Genomic DNA, 19,629 nt, shown 5'->3' with positions numbered 1-19,629 from the left:
TCACCTCCTCTGCTAACCGGACAGGTTGAAGTTGCCGTTCGTACCGTAAATAGAAAGCGAGACCAACAGCGTCACGGACACCACGACGATGAGCGAGGTGCGCACCGCGTTGCCGGTCGCGTTGCCGACACCGGCCGGCCCGCCCGAAGCGAAATAGCCGTAGTAGGTGTGGATCAACAGGATGGTAAGCGCCATCAGGATGGCCTGGAGAAACGACCACAACAAGTCGATCGGGTTCAGGAACGTGTTGAAGTAGTGCTGGTACAAACCCTGCGACTGGCCGAGCAGGAACGTCGTGGTGAACTGACTGGCCACGAACGACAGGATGACGGCGATGGCGTACAACGGCGTGATAGCCATCATTCCGGCCAGAATCCTGGTGCTCACCAAGTAGGCAACCGGCCGAATGGCCATGCTCTCCAAGGCATCGACTTCTTCGTTGATCCGCATGGCGCCCAACTGGGCGGTCACCCCGGCGCCGAAGGTTGCGGCCAGACCGATCCCGGCAACCACCGGTGCCGCGATGCGCACATTGATGAACGCGGACAGAAAGCCCGTCAGCGCCTCGATGCCGATGTTGCCCAGCGAGGTGTAACCCTGAATGGCCAGGGTGCCGCCCGCCGCGAGCGTCAGGAACCCGACGATCACGACGGTTCCGCCGATCATCGCCAAAGTACCCGCGCCCATGCTGATCTCGGCGATCAGTCGAACGACTTCGCGCGTGTAGTGGGTAGCCGCAAAGGGCACCCCGGCGAGCGCCTTGCCGTAAAACAGGGTGTGATCGCCGATCCGCCCCATCAGGGCGACCGGCCTCTCGAGTTGGCGAGTTAATCGCGGATACGCGGCCCTCAGCGCCATAGTTGCCCTACTTCGCCGTCATCTTGATGCCGATCGCGGTAACCACCACGTTGACGACGAACAGGGACATGAAGGCATACACCACGGTTTCGTTCACCGCGTTGCCGACGGCCTTCGCGCCCCCGCCGGTGATCGACAGGCCCCGATAGCAGGCGACCAAGCCCGCGATGAGACCGAAAAGTGCTGCCTTGACGCAGGAAATGATCACCTCGGGCACGCCGGTGAGCAAGGTGATGCCCGCGGCGAAGGCACCGGGATTGACGTCCTGCACAAACACCGAGAAGACGTAACCGCCAAGGACGCCGATGATGACGACGAGACTGTTGAGCAGAAAGGCGACCAATCCGGATGCCAGCATCCGCGGGGTGACCAACCGTTGCACCGGGTTGATGCCCAGCACTTCCATCGCGTCGATCTCTTCGCGAATCGTTCGCGCGCCCAGGTCCGCACACATTGCCGTAGCGCCCGCTCCCGCCACGATCAAAACCGTGACCAGAGGTCCGAGCTGGGTGACCGCACCGAACGCGGCGCCGGCACCGGATAGATCCGCCGCGCCCAATTCACGCAAAAGGATGTTGAGCGTGAAGCTGACGAGGACGGTAAACGGAATCGCCACCAACAGCGTGGGAGCCAGCGACACCCGCGCGACAAACCACGACTGCTCCAAGAACTCCCGCCACTGGAAAGGACGGCGGAACACGAACCTGACCGCGTCGGCCGACATTGCGAACAGGGCGCCGACGGCATGCATCGGCCCCGTGAAGTCGAACTTGAGCTTGAGCGCGGGCAATCCCGCCGACCAGTGGTCAGCTCCCTTGGTTGCCATCGGCGGCAGCCCCTTCCCAAGCTACGAGACCGACAGTCTTGTTGTGGCGCAACGAGTGCGGTACATTCGACAGAATTGACAGCTGTAAAGGCGCGCTGACGAGGGCGAAATGCTCAGCGGGCAGCCATGTTCCGGCGTCCGTCTGCGATGCGACAGTTGCGAGTCGGCTCACCACAGACCTCCGTTCCGTCGCGTGAAATGGCGCCGCAAAACGAGGGGCTCCACGTCTTGAAGCGTCCGGCGATTATGACTCATGCCGCGCCCAGGCGGAGCGAAAAATGCATAACCGTTATCGCACATCTCGCGGCTGGTGTAGTGAGGCAAGGTATCTGCGTCCCAACGGAAGCGACGGTCGGCTCAAGCATGTCAGGGCTGCTCCAGTCCTAGGTGACGGCGCCGGCCGTCTTGAGTTCGATGATCCGGTCCCAGTCGAGGCCGAGCTCCATCAAGATCTCGTCGGTCTGCTCTGCGAATCCGGGGGCCGGCCCGGTCTGTGGCGCTGCGACGTCGAACTGTACCGGGTTGGAAACCAGCTCGAGTTCACCCGCCTTGACCATGTACTCGTTCGAGCGGATCTGCGCGTCGTCGGCCGCCTGCAGGGTGTCCTGCACGGGTGCCCACGGCCCGGAGAGCGTGGCGAAGCGCTCGCTCCACTCCGCCAGCGTCCGGGTGGCGATGGCCTTGGTCAGCAGTTCCACCGCGTCGGCCGTGTTGGCGGCGATGTTCTCCACCGTGTCGAAGCGCGGGTCGTCGGCCAGTTCCGGCAGGTCGACATGGCGGCACACGTCGGCCCAGAACTTGGTCGGCTGCATCATCACAAACGAGATGTAGCGGCCGTCGGATGTCGTGTACAGCCCCACCAACGGATTGTTGGGGGCGCCGTGCACGCCGGGCGGTGGCGATTCCAGCCGCTGGTTCAGATGCCTTGTCAGTGCGACCGTGTGGCCCAGCGACCACAGGCCGCTGCCCAGCAGCGACACGTCGACGACGGACGGTTCACCGGTGCGCTCACGCTTGAGCAGCGCCGCTGCGATGCCACCGGCGAGGTTGGTCCCCGAGATGGTGTCGCCGTACGCCGGTCCCGGCGGCGCGATCATGCCCGGCATGCCGGCGGGGGTGATGGTGGCGGCGGTTCCGGCCCGGCACCAGAAGGCGGTCATGTCGTAGCCGCCCTTGGTGGACTCTTCGCCACGCGGGCCGAGCGCGCTCCCGCGCGCGTAGACGATCTTGGGGTTGATCGCCCGGATGTCGTCGACGTCGATGCCGAACTTCCGCCGATGGTCGGGCAGGAAGCTGGTCAGGAAGACATCGGCGCGACGGGCCAGCTCGTAGAGCACTTCCTTGCCCTCGGGCACCGACATGTCCAGCCCGATGCTGCGCTTGCCGCGGTTGGCGTGCTCGATGTTGGGGTTGGGATCGCCCTCCACACGCAGCATCCCTGTCTGCCGGAGCCCGCGCTGGGGATCACCGGTCACCGCGTGCTCGACCTTGACCACGTCGGCGCCCCACTCGGCGAGCACCGCGCCCGCCGACGGAACGAACCCGTACATGGCGACTTCGAGGACGCGGATTCCTTCGAGCGGCCTCATGCGCCGGCTCCTTTCACTGAGACGGCTGGCACGGCAAAGGTCTTGCTCTCCAGGAATTCCTCGAGCCCGGCGGCCCCCATCTCGCGACCCACGCCGGACTGCTTGAAACCCCCGAAGGGGGTGTCGGCGCCGAAGTAGTTGCCGCCGTTGATGGAAAAGGATCCGGTCCGGATGCGGCGCGCCACCGCGAGCGCGCGGTCCTGATCGCGGCTGAACACCGCGCCGGCCAAGCCGTAGATCGAGTTGTTGGCGATGCGCACGGCGTCGTCGTCGTCGTCGAACGCGATCACCGCGAGCACCGGCCCGAAGACCTCGTCCTGCGCGATCTCGCTGTCAGGGTCGACGTTGGTCAGCAGCGTCGGCGCATAGAAGTAGCCAGGATCCAATCGCTTGCCGCCGGTGACCAAGGTTGCCCCGGCGGCCACGGCGCGCTGCACCATGCCGTCGACCTTCTCCCGCTGTTGCTCGTTGATCAGCGGGCCCATATAAGTAGTCGGGTCGGCCGGGTCGCCGTGTCGCACCTTGGCGAAATTCTGCGCGATCAGTTCGACGATTTCGTCGTGGTGCGACTTGGGCACCAACAGCCGGGACGTGAGCGCACAACCCTGGCCGGCGTGAGTGACCATGCTGAACGCCGCGAACAGGGCGGCGTTGGCGAAGTCGGCGTCGTCCAGCATGATGGCCGCCGACTTGCCGCCCAGCTCCAGGAAGACGCGCTTGACGGTGTCGCTCGCGGCGGCCATGATCTTGCGCCCGACTGCGGTCGACCCGGTGAAGGTGATGACGTCGATGTCCGGGCTGGTGGTCAGCGCGACTCCCGACGCAGGATCCGACGAACTGAGCACGTTCACCACCCCGGCGGGAATGTCGGTGTGGTTGGCGATGAGCTCGCCGAGCGCGAGGGTGACAAGGGGTGTGTCCGGCGCGCCCTTGAGCACGACGGTGCATCCGGCGGCCAGCGCCGGTGCGAGCTTGGCCAGTGCGAGCTGGTTTGGATAGTTGTAGGCGATGATGGCGCCGACCACGCCGGCGGCTTCCTTCTCCACCCAGCGGTGGTGGCGCATGCCGCGCACCTCCCGTTCGCCGAGGTCTTCGGAGAACTCGTAGGTGCGCAGCAGGTCCGCGTAGAAGCGCACGATGCCGATCGGCTCGTCGAGCTGAGCACCCTGGGTCAGCGCGCGGGTGGCGCCGACCTCGGCGATGGTGAGGTCACGCAACTCGTCGGCGTGCTCGACGAGCGCCCGGTGCAACTGATCGAGGCAGCGGATCCGCAGCTCGACATCGGTGGGCCAGCTGGTTGTGTCGAACGCGCGCCGGGCCGCCGCGATGGCCATTTGCGCCTCGGAGCCGCCGGCGTCCGGCGCATGCCCGATGACGGCACCCGTTGCGGGATTGATCGAGGGGAATGTCCTGTCGGTGCTGACCAGCCGGCCGTCGATCAACAGACGACGGTCGACGTGGGACTCGGGCGCGGCATCCGCGGTGGTCACTGGGGTTACAGTGCCGGGCTCTGCCGTGTCCTGGGCAGGCATTACGTACCCCCTGGTGTGGTGGCGATCACGATAATTTCATTCTCTTCCCCGGCGAATCTTACATTCGAGTTTCGATAATTCAAGAAAGTCTCAGGAATGAGATCGACGTGCTGACCAGGGCCTCAACTGGCCGTACGCTGTCGGCCTGGGCCTCTCCGCGCAGGCCGGACGCGGTGTTGGGCGCGTGTTGCACGGCGGTTCGCGCGGAGAGTAAGGTTCTCATAATTGTAAGGGAGATTCTTTGTGACTGAAATGGCCCCCTGCGGAGTAGAGGCCTCAACATGAAGACTGCGGTAGTCACCGGTGGCGGGTCCGGCATCGGTCTCGCCGTCGCGCAACGCCTGCGCGCCGACGGTTTGAACGTCGCCTCGATTGATCTGCGTCCTTCGGAAGCCGACTTCGCTTTCACCGCCGACGTCACCGACCGGTCGCAAGTCGACGCCGCGCTGTCGGCCGTCCGCGCCCAACTCGGACCGGTGACGGTTCTGGTCAACGCCGCCGGACTCGACGGGTTCAAGAAGTTCAACAACATCAGCTTCGAGGACTGGCACCGCGTGATCGACGTCAACCTGAACGGCGTCTTCCATACCGTCCAGGCGGTGCTGCCCGACATGGTCGAGGCGGGATGGGGCCGCATCGTCAACATCTCGTCGTCGAGCACGCATTCGGGTGCTCCCTATATGAGCCACTACGTGGCGGCCAAGTCGGCGGTCAACGGCCTGACGAAGTCGCTCGCACTCGAGTACGGGCCCAAGGGCATCACGGTCAACGCGGTGCCACCGGGCTTCATCGACACCCCGATGCTGCGCGCGGCCGAGAAGAACGGATTCCTCGGCGACATCGACGAGACCATCGCGCGGACCCCGGTACGCCGGATGGGCACCCCCGAGGACATCGCGGCGGCATGCGCGTTTCTGGTGTCCGAGGAAGCCGGCTACATCACCGGTCAGATCTTGGGCGTCAACGGCGGTCGAAACACCTGAGCGGTGGCGCGTTTCGTCATCGGTGCCCGGCAACCAGTGTGAGAGGAGAAAGCCCATGAAGGTCTGGGTGGATTCAGAACGGTGCCAGGGCCACACCCTGTGCGCGATGATCGCTCCGGAATCATTCCAGCTCAGCGACATTGACGGCAGTTCGTCGGCTATCGACGAGGTGGTGCCCGCCGATCGCGAGGACCAGGTGCGTGAAGCCGCGCAGTCCTGTCCGGAGCAGGCCATCATGATCACCGACGACGCCTGAGCCGGCACGGTCCTCAGCCAGCGAACACGTAGGGAGACAGAGCGTTGAGTGTCGACGACGTCGTCAACGACAGCGACCGCAAGAAGAACCGGTACCACTTCGACCGGCATTCCTCGGAGTACCGGTCGAAGTTCAAGGCGATCACCGAAGAGATGCACGCCAAGTGCCCCATGGCCTGGACGGAAACCTATGGCGGGCACTGGGTTGCGGCCGGCAGCCACGAGGTCTTCGAGCTCGCCCGCTGCCCCGTCGTCTCCAACGATCACGACATCCATGGCGAACGCCGCGGCTACAAAGGCATCTCGATCCCCACGGCCAGCCGGGTCAGCGCGGTGCGCGGCGGGATCCTGGAGATGGACGACCCCGAGCACCGCACCTACCGAACCGTGCTCAACCCATACCTGTCACCGGCGGCGATCAAGCGCTGGGAACCGTTCATCGACGACGTGACGCGCGCCTGCCTCGACGAGAAGATCGAGAGCGGCCGCATCGACTTCGTCGACGACCTGGCCAATATCGTGCCCGCCGTCTTCACGCTGGCAATGCTGGGCATCCCGCTGAAGAAGTGGAACATGTACAGCGAGCCGGTACACGCCGCGGTGTACACGCCCGAGCACTCCCCCGACATCGAGCGCGTCACCGCGATGCACCGCGAGATGGGGCTCGACATGGTCAACAACATGATCGAGATCCGCGCAAATCCGCGGCCGGGAATCGTGAACGGCCTACTCGAGATGCGCATCGACGGCGAGCCGGCCCCGGAACTGGAAATCCTCGGGAACCTGGGCCTGGTCATCGGCGGCGGCTTCGACACCACGACCGCCCTGACCGCCCATTCGCTGGAATGGCTTTCGGAACACCCGGAGCAACGGCAGTTGCTCAGCAACGAGCGCAAGACCCTGCTCGACCCCGCGACCGAAGAGTTCCTGCGCTACTTCACCCCGGCGCCCGGGGATGGCAGGACCTTTGCCGACGACACCGAGCTCGACGGCACGCAGTTCAAAGAGGGTGAGCGGCTGTGGATCTCGTGGGCGATGGCCAACCGCGACCCCTCGGTCTTCCACGACCCGGACCAGATCATCCTCGACCGCAAGGGAAACCGGCACTTCAGCTTCGGCCTTGGCGTCCACCGGTGCATCGGCTCGAACGTGGCACGTACCGTGTTCAAATCCATGCTGACCGCGGTCCTCGACCGGATGCCCGACTATCAGTGCGATCCGGAGGGCACCGTCCACTACGAGACCATCGGTGTCATCCAGGGCATGCGTAAACTGCCGGCCACCTTCACGCCCGGCCGCAAGGTCGGCGCGGGCCTGGACGAGACGCTGGAGAAGCTGCAACGCATCTGCGACGAGCAAGAACTCGCCCGGCCGATCACCGAGCGTAAGGAAGCTGCGGTCATCGACTGAGCTCTCACAATTTCTACGAGTGGGCCTGTTCAGCGTGATCGCGCCCTATATTTGGGGCAATTGCGTGTGCAGAGATGGGAGACGCAACGGTGAAGACTTTCGCACTGAGCCTTGCGCTTGCCACGGCCGCGCTGACTGTCACGCCGACCGCCCACGCGGACATGCTGTATGCCAACTACCGGGTGGACACGAACCGGGATCCCGGCCACAGCTGGATTTGGTCGATCAGCCCGTGCGTCCAGCCAACACCGGGATGCTTGCAGGTGTACGCAACTCCGCAGCCCAACGGGCAAGCGGCGCCGTGGAGGGGAGAGGCCCGCTTGACCAACGGCCGCTACACCATGGCCGCTGACGACCCCTTCGGTGTGCGCTGCGTGGTCCAGTTCTTTCCCTCGCACGACATCTACTCGTGGGATCCGGTGACGCTGGCGGGTCAGGTCGACTCGACGTTCGACACCGGCTGCGGCGGCGGACCGGGGGGCGCCAACAGTTGGCCGTTCTCGCTCGTGCGATGGTAGCCGCGTGAGACGTACAGGAGTCAGTAAGCACGATGGCTGAGGCGAAGAAACCGCCGCAAGATCCGACCACCTCGAAAGCCGACACGTTGGCGCTGATCGCGGAAGCCGAGGCCGAGGCTGCCGAGGCCGAAGCGCTGGCCGCCGCGGCGCGCGCACGCGCCCGTGCCGCCCGGCTCCGGCGTGAAGCGCTCGCCCAAGCCGAGGCAGAGCCCGAGTCCGAGACCGAGGCCGATACCCAGACCGCCGAAGAAGCCCCGGACGCCGACGCGGACGCAACCGTCACCGGCGAGCCGGAGACCGACGAGGCGACCACCGCTGACGAAGTTGCCGACACCACCGAGGCGACCGACGCCGACGAAGCGGAGACCGAAGACGAAGTTTCCGACGAAACCCCCGAAGACGCAGAATCGGAAGCCAAGGCGGCCCGCTCTCGGCGACGCCTGCGGCTGCCCTCGTGGTCGGTGGCATGGAAAGCGGCCGTCATCGTCCTCATCTGCGCCTTCGTCGCGGCGAGCGGATACATGATGTGGCAGCGCCACGAAACCGTCGAGCGCAACCAGCGCGCAGCGAACTTCATCGCGGGAGCCAGACAAGGGGTCGTCAACCTGACTTCCATGGACTTCAACAAGGCCAAGGAGGACGTCCAGCGGGTGATCGACAGCTCGACCGGCCAGTTCCATGACGATTTCCAGGCGCGTGCAAAAGATTTCACGACCGTTGTCGAGCAGTCCAAGGTGGTCACCCAAGGAACGGTGAATGCGGCGGCCGTGCAAACCATCAACGGGGATTTCGGGTTGGTTCTCGTCGCGGCGACGTCGCACATCACCAACGCCGCGGGCGCCAAAGACGAACCGCGCAATTGGCGGCTCAAGGTGACCGTCAAAAACGACGGCGGACAATACAAGATGTCTAACGTGGAGTTCATTCCATGAGCGACGACAAACCCGGCATTGACACCGCCGACGACTCCACCGAAACAGCCGAGCGCACTGAAAGCAGCGCTCCACGGTCTCGGCGCAAGGTGAAAGTCGTTCCCGTGATTCTGATTGTGCTGCTGCTGCTTTCCGGTGGCGCGGCGACGTGGCTGTACTTCAAGCAGTACCGGCCGGATAAACAGACCGACCCCAGCGTCGCGAGCGCGGTCGCCAATGCGGCGTCCGACGGGACGGTCGCGTTGCTGTCCTACTCGCCCGACACACTCGACAAAGACTTCGCCGCCGCCAAGACTCACCTCTCCGGCGACTTCTTGTCGTACTACAACCAGTTCACCGAACAGATCGTGGCTCCGGCAGCCAAACAGAAGTCACTGAAAACCAACGCCCGGGTGCTGGGGGCCGCTGTCCAGGAACTACATCCGAATTCGGCCGTGGTGCTGGTGCTGGTCGACCAGAGCACCACGAGCAAGGACAATCCCGACCCCGCGATGGCATCGAGCAGTGTGCTGGTGAGCTTGGCCCGGGTCAACGGCGCCTGGCTGATCACCAAGTTCGATCCGGTCTAGGCCGTTTCGGCCGTTCGACCGTCGGGTGTGAACCCACGGCTTAGTTTGTGAGCTGAGCGACGGCGGCCGCCGAGGCTGCACACGCGAGGCCGCGGATTTGGCGAGTCCCCGACAGCGAGTCCACCCGAATTAGACATCGCTTTTGAACCGGGAACACAGCGACTAAACCTGCGAGTCACGGCACGGCGCTGGCGAGCAGTGAGGTCAGAAGAAGTTCGAATGCTCGATCGTTCAGCGGTCTTGGGGCGCTGGTGAATCCGCCCTCGTCGGCCGACTCCGTCTCCTGTGCTGCGCTGTGTTTCTGCGTCATCCGTGCGAGAAGTATTGACCCTCGAACGAGTTCCGACACCGCGGAGTACGTTTCGTGGGCTGTCTGCTCGTCGAGACCGCAATCGATCATGTTGGCGATCGCTTTCTGCGTCTCCTGTTCTCCGAGCCGTCGTGCCAGCGGGCTCAATGCGCCGCGAATGAGGATCAGGTCCGTCAACACCGGATCGCTGAGGAAGGTCCGGCGCACTCCGCGGGCATGGGCAGCCAGTGATTCGCGCCAGTCGTCCGACTCGGCGAACGCCGGTAATCCGCTGCGGCGCAACGCGCGGTCGGTCATGGCATCGAGAAGCTCTGATTTATTGCGGACGTGCCAGTAGATGCTGGTTACGCCTACGTCCAGCGCTTTGGCGACCAGCGGAATGCTGAGCTCCTCGATTGAGGACTCCGCTGCTATCGCGAAGGCTGTCTCCACGATCGCATCTTCAGTCAGCGAGCCTCGCGCTCGTCGGACGGATTGTCGCTGCGGCTTGGCAACCTGCACCCGCAACCCCCTAACCCGGCGTTGACATTCGTGTCAACGCCGGATCTGACGGGTCACGATCGACGGTCCGGCCAGTGGCGCGCCTAGCAGTCCGGGCGCGGCGTCGATGACCGCGGGGATGGCGTTGATCGCCGCCATCGCCGTCGCGGCGACGCCGGGGTTGGTGGAGTCACCCGGTGCGGGGTCCAGATGTAGGTCGAGGGTCATGTTCGGGTTTCCTTCGATGCGAAACACCATGCCTCCCCGGCCGGGTTGCGCTGGGCGCGGCCAAGAGTCAGGCCATGGCGTCGAGGTCACCGCGGCGAAGTACTGAACCGAGACGACGGGACGCTCGTCGTGCATCGCGGCGAGTTGCCAGCGGTGGCCGCAGATGGTGTCCTTCGGGATCATCCCGAGTGCGGTGTCCAGATCGTGCGGGGCCAGGATGGTCTCCCAGTCCAGTGCCACTCGTTCGACGTCCACGCCGAGTGTGTCGGCGATGTAGCGCACGACGGGTTCCCAGTCGTTGTTCACCTTGCCGACAGCGATGCGAATCGGGACGTGGCCGTTGGGCTTTCCGAAGCCCATCGACTCATGCAACACCTCCCAGATCGGATAGGCCAAGTCGAGGTCGAGGGCGTACTCGTCCATGCGGTAGGTGTCGATGACCCCGGCCCCCGCCAGCAGGGCGGTGGGCAGGTTGAGGCTGACGAAGCCAGGTTCGCACCCGGTGGCGTAGAAGGTCGAGTTGCCTTGACGCGCGGCGCGTTCAATCGGGTCGCGCCAATTGGCCGGTGCCGCCTTCGGATACACCATCGGAATGGCGGAGATGGTGACGACGTTGATGCCGGCTTCCAGGTAGCCGACGATGTCGGCGATCACCTCGTCTTCACGTCGGACGGCGGTCGCGCAGTAGGCGATGCAATCGGGCTTGGCGTTGAGGACTGCCGCCCGATCGTCGGTGGCTGCGATGCCGACCTCGGGACGGCCGCACAACGCGCCGGCATCCGTGCCTACCTTCGCCGGCGAGGACACCTTGACCCCGATCAGGTCCAGTGCGGGGTCGTCGATGATTGCGCGCAACGCAACGCTGCCCGTCATGCCGGTGCCGACGTGAACGACGCGACGCTTCGCGGTGTCAGGAGATGAAGTCACGGGCGCTGCCTCTCAGGGCGCTAGGAGCGGTTGCCAATTCGACAGTTCGCAACTTACTGTATGTCACACCAGTATGACTTACCAGTAGCTGTTGCAGTAACGGTGCAGACGAGGGGTACGGCGCACGTGTCCGAGCGGACCATCGTCATCACTGGGTCCAGCGACGGCGTCGGTGCAGCAGCGGCCCGGCGGTTGGCGGGCGCCGGCGACAACGTCGTGGTCATCGGTCGCTCCGTGTCGAAGACGAAGGCGATTGCCAACGAACTCGGTACCGACTATCTGTGTGCGGATTTCTCCGACCTCGCCCAGGTGCGTGCCTTGGCCGGGGATCTGCGGCAGCGTTATCGGCGAATCGACGTGCTGGCCAACAATGCCGGAAGTGTTTTTGCGGCGGACGGCCACCCTGGTGAACCGGTCCTAGGAGTTCCCGCACGGCCACCCCGACGGCGCCCAAGAATCCACCAAGGATTCGCCGAGGTCGGCATTCGATCCTTTTTTCACGCAGCTGGACCGCTGGCAGCTGAGAGGAGGAGTCGCCATGTCGCTTCTGGGCAACCACATATCTCTGATCCACGGTTGGGTACCGATCACGGCCCAGATCGTCACGCCGATCACGCTGGGGCTCGCGGCCGGGTGGCGCTCGCGTCGTTGGCGCCTGCTGTGGCTGCCGGCCGCCGCCGTCGCCGGAGTCATGACGGCTCTCGGAGCGCATTCCTGCATCGCCGACGGAGCCAGCAAGTCGGCGCCGGATGCGCTGTACGTGTGGATCGCGCTGCTCGGCATGGCCACGGCGGTGCTGATCCTGGGCTGGCGCGGCGCGGGGCGGTGGCGGCGTGCACTATCGATCCTGGCGGTGCCGCTGTGCCTGCTCTGCTCGCTGCTCGTGCTCAACCAATGGGTGGGCTACTTCCAAACCGTGCAGAGCGCGTGGGAGCAGATCACCTCCACTCGGCTGCCCAACCAGACCGACAAGGCCGCCGTGATCGCGTTGGCGGCGAAGGGAACCAAGCCGCCGCACGGCAGCCTGGTGTCGGTGCAGACGCCCGACGACGCGTCGCATTTCAAGCACCGCGAGGAACTCGTCTACCTGCCGCCGGCGTGGTTCGCGAGTTCCCCGCCGCCGCAGCTGCCGACGGTGATGATGATCGGCGGCATGGTCAACACGCCCGCCGACTGGGTGCGCGCCGGCAACGCCGTACAGACTGTCGACGCCTTTGCCGCCGCGCACGACGGCAATGCACCGGTGCTGGTGTTCGTGGACCCGAGCGGGGCGTTCGACAACGACACCGAAGGCGTCAACGGAACCCGCGGCAATGCCGCCGATCATCTGACTAAAGACGTTGTGCCCTATATGGTCTCGAACTTCGGCGTCAGCCCCGACCCGTCCCACTGGGGCGTCGTAGGCTGGTCAATGGGCGGGACGACCGCAGTGGATCTCACCGTCATGCACCCCGACATGTTCAGCTCGTTCGTCGACATCGAGGGCGACCTGACCCCCAACACCGGAACCAAGGAACAGACCATCGCCAACCTTTTCGACGGCGACGCCGACGCGTGGGCGAAATTCGACCCGACCACGGTGATCAACCGCCACGGTCGCTACACCGGGGTATCCGGCTGGTTCGCCATCACCTCTGGTGGTCCGCCGACGCCGCATCGCAACATCACGATCGTCGATAGCGCCGCGCTGTCTGTCGCAAGCCGAGGTGCGGCCTCTGACCCGGGCAACCAGGCTGCGGCCGCCGCTTCCCTGTGCCAGCTCGGCCGGGCGAACGGCATCGACTGCGCGGTGGTCGCCCAGCCCGGCAAGCACGACTGGCCGACCGCCGGCACGGTATTCGCCACGGCATTGCCGTGGCTGGCAGGCCAGCTGGGCACTCCGGACGTGGCCCGGATGCCGTTGGCCGGCAATGTGTCTCAGCAAGCACTCTGAGCGCGCTAGCCGCGCGGCAGGCCGAGCACCCGCTGGGCGATGATGTTGCGCTGGATCTCGGAGGTGCCGCCGGCGATGGTCCCGGAGAAGCTGCGGGCGTAACGCTCGAACCAGCTGGCGAAGTAGTGGTCGAGGTTCATGTGCGCATACGGCCCCGTGAGCCCGGGGTGCACGAGCCCGTCGGATCCCGCGGACGTCAGCGCCAGTTCCATGCCACGCAACTCCGCTTCGGAACCGAGCAGCTTGAGCACCGAGATCGCGGCCACGTCATCCTCGCCGCGCGCGGCGCGGGCCAGGGCGGCCGAACCCAGCAGGCGCAGCGCCTGCCTGTCCATGATCGTGCTGGCGTATTGGTCGCGCTCGACCTCGGTGCTGGGATGGAAGTCGTCGATCATGTTCTCGAGGCGATCGGCGAAACCCAGCCACATCATGGTGCGTTCGTGGCCCAGCGATCCGTTGGCCACCCGCCAGCCCTGGTCGAGCTCGCCGACCAGGTTCTCGGCCGGCACCCGCACGTCGGTGAAGAACACCTCGTTGAAATCCAGATCGTCGACACCGCAGATCGACGGGAACGGCCGGCGCACCAGGCCCGGGGTGTCGGTGGGGATGACGAGCGCGCTGATTCCCTTGTGCTTCGGTGCATCTGGATTCGTTCGGACGAACGTCAGCAGGACGTCGGCGTCGTGGGCGCCCGAGGTCCACACCTTCTGCCCATTGACCACGAAGTGGTCGCCGTCGAGCACCGCGCGGGTCCGCAGCGACGCCAGGTCGGAGCCCGCGCTGGGTTCGCTCATCCCGAGTGAGGCGGTGATCTCGGCCCGCAGGATCGGCACCGCCCAGCGCCGCTTCTGTTCGTCGCTGCCGAACGACAACAGCGACGCCCCAACGATGTTCACGCCCTGCGGGTTGAAGCTGTGGTAAATCCGGCGGCGGCTGAGTTCCTCGAGGTAGACGAACTGCTGAATGACCGTCGCGTTGCGGCCGCCGAATTCCGGGGGCTGGCTGGGCAGCAGCCAGCCGTTGTCGAACAACAGCCGCTGCCAGTCGCGCGCCCACTGCGGCATGTGCGAGACCGACCGGGGCCGCTCGAGCGTTTCGCTTGCGGAGGGCAGGTTTTCGTCGAGGAACGCGGAGAACTCCGCGCGGAACTCCTCGACGTCGGAATCAAAAGTCAGCTGCACGGTATTCCTCCGCGATCCGCGCCCGGTGCTCGGCCGCGCCGCCGAGCATCAACTCACCGGCTTTGGCTCGTTTCAGCGCGAACTGCAGGTCGTTCTCCCACGTGAATCCCATTGCGCCATGCAGCTGTAGGCCGTGCCGGAACACCAGGGACTGGCACTCCCCTGCCGATGCCTTGGCCATCGCGGCGGCCAACCGGCGGCGGGGGTCGTCGGCCGCGATGGTGAGCGCGGCGAAGTATGCCAGGGCGCGGGCGCGTTCCACGGCGACGTGCATGTCGGCGGCCTTGTGCTGCACCGCCTGGAAGGAGCCGATCGCCACGCCGAATTGCTGACGGTTTTTGACGTGCTCGAGCACCAGGTCGAGGATGCGTTGGCAGGCGCCGACCATCGTGATGGCCATGCCGGTCAGCGCGAAATGATGTGCGCGCTCGGCGTTGACGGTCAGCCGCTCGCTGTCGGGTACCCGAACCTCCGCGAACGACAGGTCGGCGACGTGCAGCACCGGGTCGAACACCGCCGAGCGCCGGGCCGACACCTGACTGGATTCCACGAGGAACACCCCGGCATCGGTCACCACGGCCAACCGATCCGCGCGATCGCCGTCGAGCACATGGCGGGCCGTGCCGTCCAGCACCCACCCCGCGGCGTCGCGGTGCGCCGCGACCCCGCCATAGACCGTGGTCCCCGACTGGTGCGGGTCGAAGCGGTCCCCGGCGAGCGGCGCGAACTGGCTCATCGTCGCCAGGAACGGGGTGGGGTCGGTGGCGCGACCAAGCTCCTCGAGCACGATGGCCAGCTCGACGGCGCTGTCCGCATCGCTGAGCTCGGTCCAGCCCTGGTCTACATACGATTTCCACAGCGGGCTCGGGTCGACGCCCTTTTCGGCCACGCTGCGCACCAGCGACGGCGGGCACTGCTTCGCGACGGCGTCGCGCACGGTGTCCTGCCACAGTCGCTGATCAGCATCGAACTCCAACAGCATCCGCGCCGCCTCTCGTCGTGACTGTCAGGCGAGAATAACATTCTCGGTTGCGGAAGTAATAATCTCTGAATCCGGGCATGGGGTCACCGGAGCGCCGGTGAAGAGCGGAATTCCTGCGGTGAACTAACTGCTGGTCACGAGGCCGTCGGCGGCGTTGTCCCAACGGTCGAGGTTCACGAACTCGGCAAGCGGGCGGCGGCGCAGCGGCCCGTGATTGCCCTTCGGCCACCCGACCACGATGTGGCCGGCGACCATCCAGCCCTCCGGTATGCCGACGGCTTCCCTCAACAGCTGTTCACCGCCATACGAGGCCCAGCTGGTCAGGCAGGCGCCGAGGCCCTGGGCGCGCGCGGCCAGCAGAAAGTTCTGCATGGCTGGAAAGATCGAGCCGCCGAGCAGCAGTTCCGACGCGGTCGGGTAGTGCGCCTGGGCGAACAGCACCGAGGTGAATTCACCGGCGCGGTCGTGCAATTCGTACGTCGCACGGTAGGTGCGGGCGCGGCGGCTGTTGTCGTCGGCGGCGGGCCGGCTCATGCCGTAGACCGGCTCGATCACTTCCAGCGCGTGGGCCGCGGCCTTGGCCACCACGGCCCGCTGCTCGGGCGAGCGCAACACCACGAAACGCCAGCCCTGCGCGTTGGCGCCCGAAGGGGCCCACCTGGCCGCCTCGAGGCAACGCGCCAGGGTCGCATCGTCCACCGGTTCGTCGGTGAAGCGCCGGATCGTTCGGGCCGTCGACATCACTTCCCAGATGTCCGCGCTTGCTCCCGTCACTGTTTCTCCTCTGCTCCGGCTCCCTCACGCAACCTAGCGCGCAGCGCGGCCGCAGCGTCAGACGCCGGCCCCGGCGATGTCGTCGTCGCCCATCCAGTGCACGAACCGCTGCAACGGATACATCGCATCGTGCGGACTACCGAGCACGTGCGCGTTCGCAGTTCCCAGCCGGCACAGACGCTGGGCGCCCGCGCTTGCCAGCCGATCCCGCAGCTGCGCCTTGCGTTCGTACGGATACACACCGATGGTTTGAGTGGCGACGTTGACATAGCGAACCGCGTCGTCGAGCGACGGGACCATGACCACATTCGACGTCTTATTGGTGGGCTGAAATTCGACCGGGCGGTCCGAAAGGATCACCAGGCCACGCCCGTCGAACCCGCCCCACACCTTGAGATCGCCCATGGCCTCCATCACCTCGATCTCGTCGCACACCTCCGAAGACAGCGGCGGGCCCACGGCCGAGGCGAAATCGCGGTCCACGGCCAGCCGCTGCGCCAGCGCCGCGCACAACGATTCCACCTGGGGCCGTTCACCTTCCACGAACGCGAAGCGGCTCGCCAGGCAGGCTTCCTGGTTGAACACCGTGGTGTCGGCCGCCAGGCGATCGGCGACGTCGGCGACGCGGTCGTCGGACCCGAAAACCTCGCGCCCGATCATCGAGATGGAGGACTTGGGGTCGAAGGAGATCAGTTGTATCCCCGGGCCCAGGTACTGGATCACGTTGTTGATCGCCTCGCCGCCTCCCCAGGCGACGATCTTGTCGAAGTACTGTGGCCGGTAGAGCGTGCGCTCGATGGTGGTGTCGCCGCCCTGCCAATAGATCGCCGACATCGATTGCACGACGGGGTGTTTCGGATCTATCTCGGCCATGGTCCGCAGCACCGCCACGGTGGTGAAGGGGTCACTGGAGGGCAGCTTGAACACGTTGACCGCCTTGACGAGGGCGCCCTGCGCGATCGAGGCGACGCAGCCCGACGGGGCATTGCCCGCCAGCATGTGGATCATTCGGGACGGGAAGGCGCGTACCGCCCCCTTGTTACCGTGAATGTCGATGCGCTCGACCCACCCGTCCAGCGCCTCGCGATCGGCGAAGTTCGAATCGATCATGCTGTTCAGCAGCGGCTTGGTCAGGTACATCGGGGCTTGGCGATAGAGATTCTCCACCACGCGCCGCGGCAGCGGATTCGTGGCCGCGATCAGTTCCAGGCATTGCTGCAGGTGCGGGTTGCGATCCAAATGCAGGCGCTCGCCGGTTTCCACCAGGAAGTCGACGATCTCGGCGAGCTTGACGTCCAGCAGCGGCGGCAGCTGCGACCGCGGCATCACGAGTGCGTCCAGATCGATTGCGGGAGTGACGAAGTCGGCGCCCAGATCACGCGACCGGTGACGGTCCCCTTCCCCTTCCACCAATACGCCCCGGACGAAGTGGGGCGCCGCCAATGTGGTCATGCGACGCCTCGCACATAGGCGTCGATGCTGCCGGCGCAGGTGATCTTGTCGCCGCCGGGCAGGTCGGCGTACCGGGTGATCTCGCGGCCCACCGTCGGCCCCTGGTGGCCGCAGCGACATTTGCCGAAGCTGACACTGACCCGGTCGCCGCTGATCACACCACCCCAGCGGCCCTCGATCGATGCGTCGAAAAAGGCTGCCCTGGCCTCGATCTCGCCGTCAGCGGGATCCAGTAATTCCTCGCCGGCAGTGTCCAGCGGCAGCATGATCACCCAGGGCGAAACGTGATACCGCGCCGCAGAGCACAACGGGAACGTCGCGTTGATCTCACGCATGCTGTACGCGTGATACAGCCGGTCCTCGGTGACGTTGAACGTCTCCAAGACGTATTCGCGGTAATTGTCGGGCAGCACAGCACCTTTGAGCCCGCCGGCGACCATCATCGCGTTGCCGGGATTGAACTCGTCGCCGCCGTGTCCCTTGGCGCGAACGCCTTCCGCGATCTGATACAAGGTGGCGAACATGCCGGTGGCCAGCAGGGGCAGGGCGCGGGCCTCGATCACCGCGTCGACGGCTTTCTTGACCGATGCCTCCATATCGGCGCCCCGTTGCGCGGCGATCCGTTCGAAGTCCGCGATTTCGCTCGGGCGTGCGGTGCCGTCGGCCAGTTTGCGCCGCAACGTGATCATCTCGACCATCGACCCGACGGTGATCGGCTCGCCGTCGCCGAACTGATAGGGCGGATAGCGCGACGAAAAGCAATCGACCATCGCCTGGCGGATCGCATCTTCACGGGGAGCGGCGAATTGCGGGCCCAGGCCCAGGAATTTGCGGTCCTCGCCGCGGGTGAGGCCGGTGGCCCACAGCAGCGCCTCGCTGTTGATCCGCGCTGAGAGTTCGATATCGCCCTCGGTGCACGACAGCATCGCGGGTTTGCCGGTGGTGCCACTCGAACACGATAGGTAATGGCCGACGGTCTCCAGCCGTTTCAGCCAGTCATCGAGCGTCTGCACCCCGCCGGTGTCGAGGCCGTCGACGTCACGGGCGGAGACGGTGGCCAACCACTTGCCCATGCGGTCCCACTGGCCGTCGTTGAGCCAGCCTTCGGCGTACGTCTTGTAAGTGGTGTGGGCGAAGAGCAACGGCACCAGGTCGGCGGGTTGCTTGATGCGCTCGACCCCGCCCGATTGCGCGCGGTTGGCCAACAGCGGAATGCGTTGTGACTGGGCCTCGAGACGCTCGTCGGCCGCTTGCAACTGCAGAGGCAGCAGTTCGGTGGGCTCGATGTCGAAACAATCCTTCGCTCCGACCAACTGGGCCAGCCGCTCGGTCGCAGATGTCATCGGTGGCTCCTCTCTAACCGCACCGCCATTAAGTACACGACACTGTATATTATTGCTCTCGTGTGGTCGAGGCGAGAACGACCCGGTCACGGATGCGGCATTGCCTGGTGCCCGGCGTTTTCGCGGGCGATCCGTTGATCGTGGATTTTGACCAGTTCACGGAACCCCAACCGCGGATATTGCGGTACGGGCTGAATGCCCCACTGGTCCTTGGCCGTGTTGATGCCCGCTCCTTCGGGTGCACCGCTGATCGGCGGGCCAGGGAACGGGTAAGGGTACTGGCATTCCAGCGACTCGTTGCTGTAGCGCACCTTCATCAGCTCACTGCAGATGTCACGGAAGCCCAGGGTCGGGTATCCATACCAGATAGCCAAGAAGGGCAGCGTGAACGCGCCTTCGAGCACCAGCCCGACCAAGCAGACCATGATGCCGCGTCGCAGCCACTTGTGCAGGCGCGCATATTCTTTGGTGGTTCCGACCGGCAGTTCATCAGTCACCGATTCATCCGGCCGATTGCGCTCGTCCGCCGACGTACTCATGACATCTC

General features: G+C 65.5%; 19 protein-coding genes and 1 pseudogene. 8 read left to right on the top strand and 12 right to left on the bottom strand.

Going from position 1 to position 19,629, the window contains the following annotated elements:
- Positions 1 to 12: 12 nt before the first annotated feature.
- From A5732_RS16725 to A5732_RS16710, 4 genes are all read right to left on the bottom strand, one after another.
- Positions 13 to 858, bottom strand: coding sequence for an ABC transporter permease (locus A5732_RS16725; protein WP_064951176.1), 846 nt, complete (start codon positions 856 to 858; stop codon positions 13 to 15).
- A 7-nt stretch (positions 859 to 865) separates the two neighbouring features.
- A complete protein-coding gene (locus A5732_RS16720) occupies positions 866 to 1,684 on the bottom strand; it encodes an MlaE family ABC transporter permease (RefSeq protein ID WP_064951177.1) in 819 nt (272 codons plus the stop codon).
- A 383-nt stretch (positions 1,685 to 2,067) separates the two neighbouring features.
- Positions 2,068 to 3,273, bottom strand: coding sequence for a CaiB/BaiF CoA transferase family protein (locus A5732_RS16715; protein ID WP_065055872.1), 1,206 nt, complete (start codon positions 3,271 to 3,273; stop codon positions 2,068 to 2,070).
- On the bottom strand, positions 3,270 to 4,715 hold the full coding sequence (locus tag A5732_RS16710; protein ID WP_142254599.1) for an aldehyde dehydrogenase family protein: 1,446 nt from the start codon (positions 4,713 to 4,715) through the stop codon (positions 3,270 to 3,272). Before A5732_RS16710 ends, A5732_RS16715 begins: the two co-directional genes overlap by 4 nt.
- 371 nt (positions 4,716 to 5,086) lie before the next feature.
- Here A5732_RS16710 and A5732_RS16705 point away from each other — a divergent pair, with 371 nt between their 5' ends.
- From A5732_RS16705 to A5732_RS16680, 6 genes are all read left to right on the top strand, one after another.
- Positions 5,087 to 5,788 carry an SDR family NAD(P)-dependent oxidoreductase gene (locus tag A5732_RS16705; protein WP_064951180.1) on the top strand — a complete coding sequence of 234 codons (702 nt, stop codon included), beginning with the start codon at positions 5,087 to 5,089 and terminating at the stop codon, positions 5,786 to 5,788.
- Positions 5,789 to 5,843: 55 nt separating this feature from the next.
- Entirely contained in the window at positions 5,844 to 6,044 is a 201-nt protein-coding gene (locus tag A5732_RS16700; protein WP_008253744.1) for a ferredoxin, read from the top strand.
- 44 nt (positions 6,045 to 6,088) lie between these two features.
- Entirely contained in the window at positions 6,089 to 7,453 is a 1,365-nt protein-coding gene (locus A5732_RS16695) for a cytochrome P450 (RefSeq protein WP_008253742.1), read from the top strand.
- A gap of 74 nt (positions 7,454 to 7,527) precedes the next feature.
- Positions 7,528 to 7,971, top strand: coding sequence for a hypothetical protein (locus tag A5732_RS16690; protein ID WP_076102800.1), 444 nt, complete (start codon positions 7,528 to 7,530; stop codon positions 7,969 to 7,971).
- Between the two features lie 32 nt (positions 7,972 to 8,003).
- Positions 8,004 to 8,903 (top strand): hypothetical protein, encoded by a 900-nt coding sequence (locus tag A5732_RS16685; RefSeq protein ID WP_076102799.1) that lies wholly within the window; start codon positions 8,004 to 8,006, stop codon positions 8,901 to 8,903.
- Positions 8,900 to 9,472 (top strand): hypothetical protein, encoded by a 573-nt coding sequence (locus A5732_RS16680; protein WP_076054711.1) that lies wholly within the window; start codon positions 8,900 to 8,902, stop codon positions 9,470 to 9,472. The genes A5732_RS16685 and A5732_RS16680 overlap by 4 nt, the downstream gene beginning before the upstream one ends.
- A 175-nt stretch (positions 9,473 to 9,647) precedes the next feature.
- Here the strand turns inward: A5732_RS16680 and A5732_RS16675 are convergent, their stop codons facing one another.
- Both A5732_RS16675 and A5732_RS16670 read right to left on the bottom strand, forming a co-directional pair.
- Positions 9,648 to 10,283, bottom strand: a complete 636-nt coding sequence (locus A5732_RS16675) for a TetR/AcrR family transcriptional regulator (protein ID WP_076054713.1) — start codon at positions 10,281 to 10,283, stop codon at positions 9,648 to 9,650.
- 33 nt (positions 10,284 to 10,316) lie between these two features.
- Positions 10,317 to 11,234: a dihydrodipicolinate reductase gene (locus tag A5732_RS16670; protein WP_076102848.1), complete on the bottom strand. Its 918-nt coding sequence runs from the start codon at positions 11,232 to 11,234 to the stop codon at positions 10,317 to 10,319.
- 309 nt (positions 11,235 to 11,543) lie between these two features.
- Between A5732_RS16670 and A5732_RS16665 the strand changes: the two are divergent.
- Both A5732_RS16665 and A5732_RS16660 read left to right on the top strand, forming a co-directional pair.
- A pseudogene (locus A5732_RS16665) lies at positions 11,544 to 11,819 on the top strand (SDR family NAD(P)-dependent oxidoreductase); the annotation flags it as partial.
- 136 nt (positions 11,820 to 11,955) lie between these two features.
- Positions 11,956 to 13,350, top strand: a complete 1,395-nt coding sequence (locus A5732_RS16660; RefSeq protein WP_076054714.1) for an alpha/beta hydrolase — start codon at positions 11,956 to 11,958, stop codon at positions 13,348 to 13,350.
- 5 nt (positions 13,351 to 13,355) lie between these two features.
- Here A5732_RS16660 and A5732_RS16655 read toward each other — a convergent pair whose 3' ends face one another.
- From A5732_RS16655 to A5732_RS16630, 6 genes are all read right to left on the bottom strand, one after another.
- Entirely contained in the window at positions 13,356 to 14,531 is a 1,176-nt protein-coding gene (locus A5732_RS16655; protein ID WP_076054716.1) for an acyl-CoA dehydrogenase family protein, read from the bottom strand.
- Entirely contained in the window at positions 14,515 to 15,513 is a 999-nt protein-coding gene (locus A5732_RS16650) for an acyl-CoA dehydrogenase family protein (protein ID WP_076102798.1), read from the bottom strand. The genes A5732_RS16655 and A5732_RS16650 overlap by 17 nt, the downstream gene beginning before the upstream one ends.
- A gap of 123 nt (positions 15,514 to 15,636) precedes the next feature.
- The gene (locus A5732_RS16645; RefSeq protein WP_064951376.1) at positions 15,637 to 16,254 is read right to left on the bottom strand and encodes a nitroreductase family protein; all 618 of its coding nucleotides are present in this window, start codon (positions 16,252 to 16,254) and stop codon (positions 15,637 to 15,639) included.
- A 90-nt stretch (positions 16,255 to 16,344) separates the two neighbouring features.
- Positions 16,345 to 17,739, bottom strand: coding sequence for an acyl-CoA reductase (locus A5732_RS16640; RefSeq protein ID WP_076102797.1), 1,395 nt, complete (start codon positions 17,737 to 17,739; stop codon positions 16,345 to 16,347).
- Complete coding sequence (locus A5732_RS16635; RefSeq protein WP_076102796.1) at positions 17,736 to 19,082, bottom strand: hypothetical protein; 1,347 nt, start codon at positions 19,080 to 19,082, stop codon at positions 17,736 to 17,738. The genes A5732_RS16640 and A5732_RS16635 overlap by 4 nt, the downstream gene beginning before the upstream one ends.
- Before the next feature lie 86 nt (positions 19,083 to 19,168).
- Entirely contained in the window at positions 19,169 to 19,621 is a 453-nt protein-coding gene (locus tag A5732_RS16630) for a hypothetical protein (RefSeq protein WP_076102795.1), read from the bottom strand.
- Positions 19,622 to 19,629 lie beyond the last annotated feature (8 nt).

It is taken from the genome of Mycobacterium colombiense (assembly GCF_001953985.1).
GTDB lineage: Bacteria > Actinomycetota > Actinomycetes > Mycobacteriales > Mycobacteriaceae > Mycobacterium > Mycobacterium colombiense_B.
This window is presented reverse-complemented; position numbering and strand designations above follow the sequence as displayed.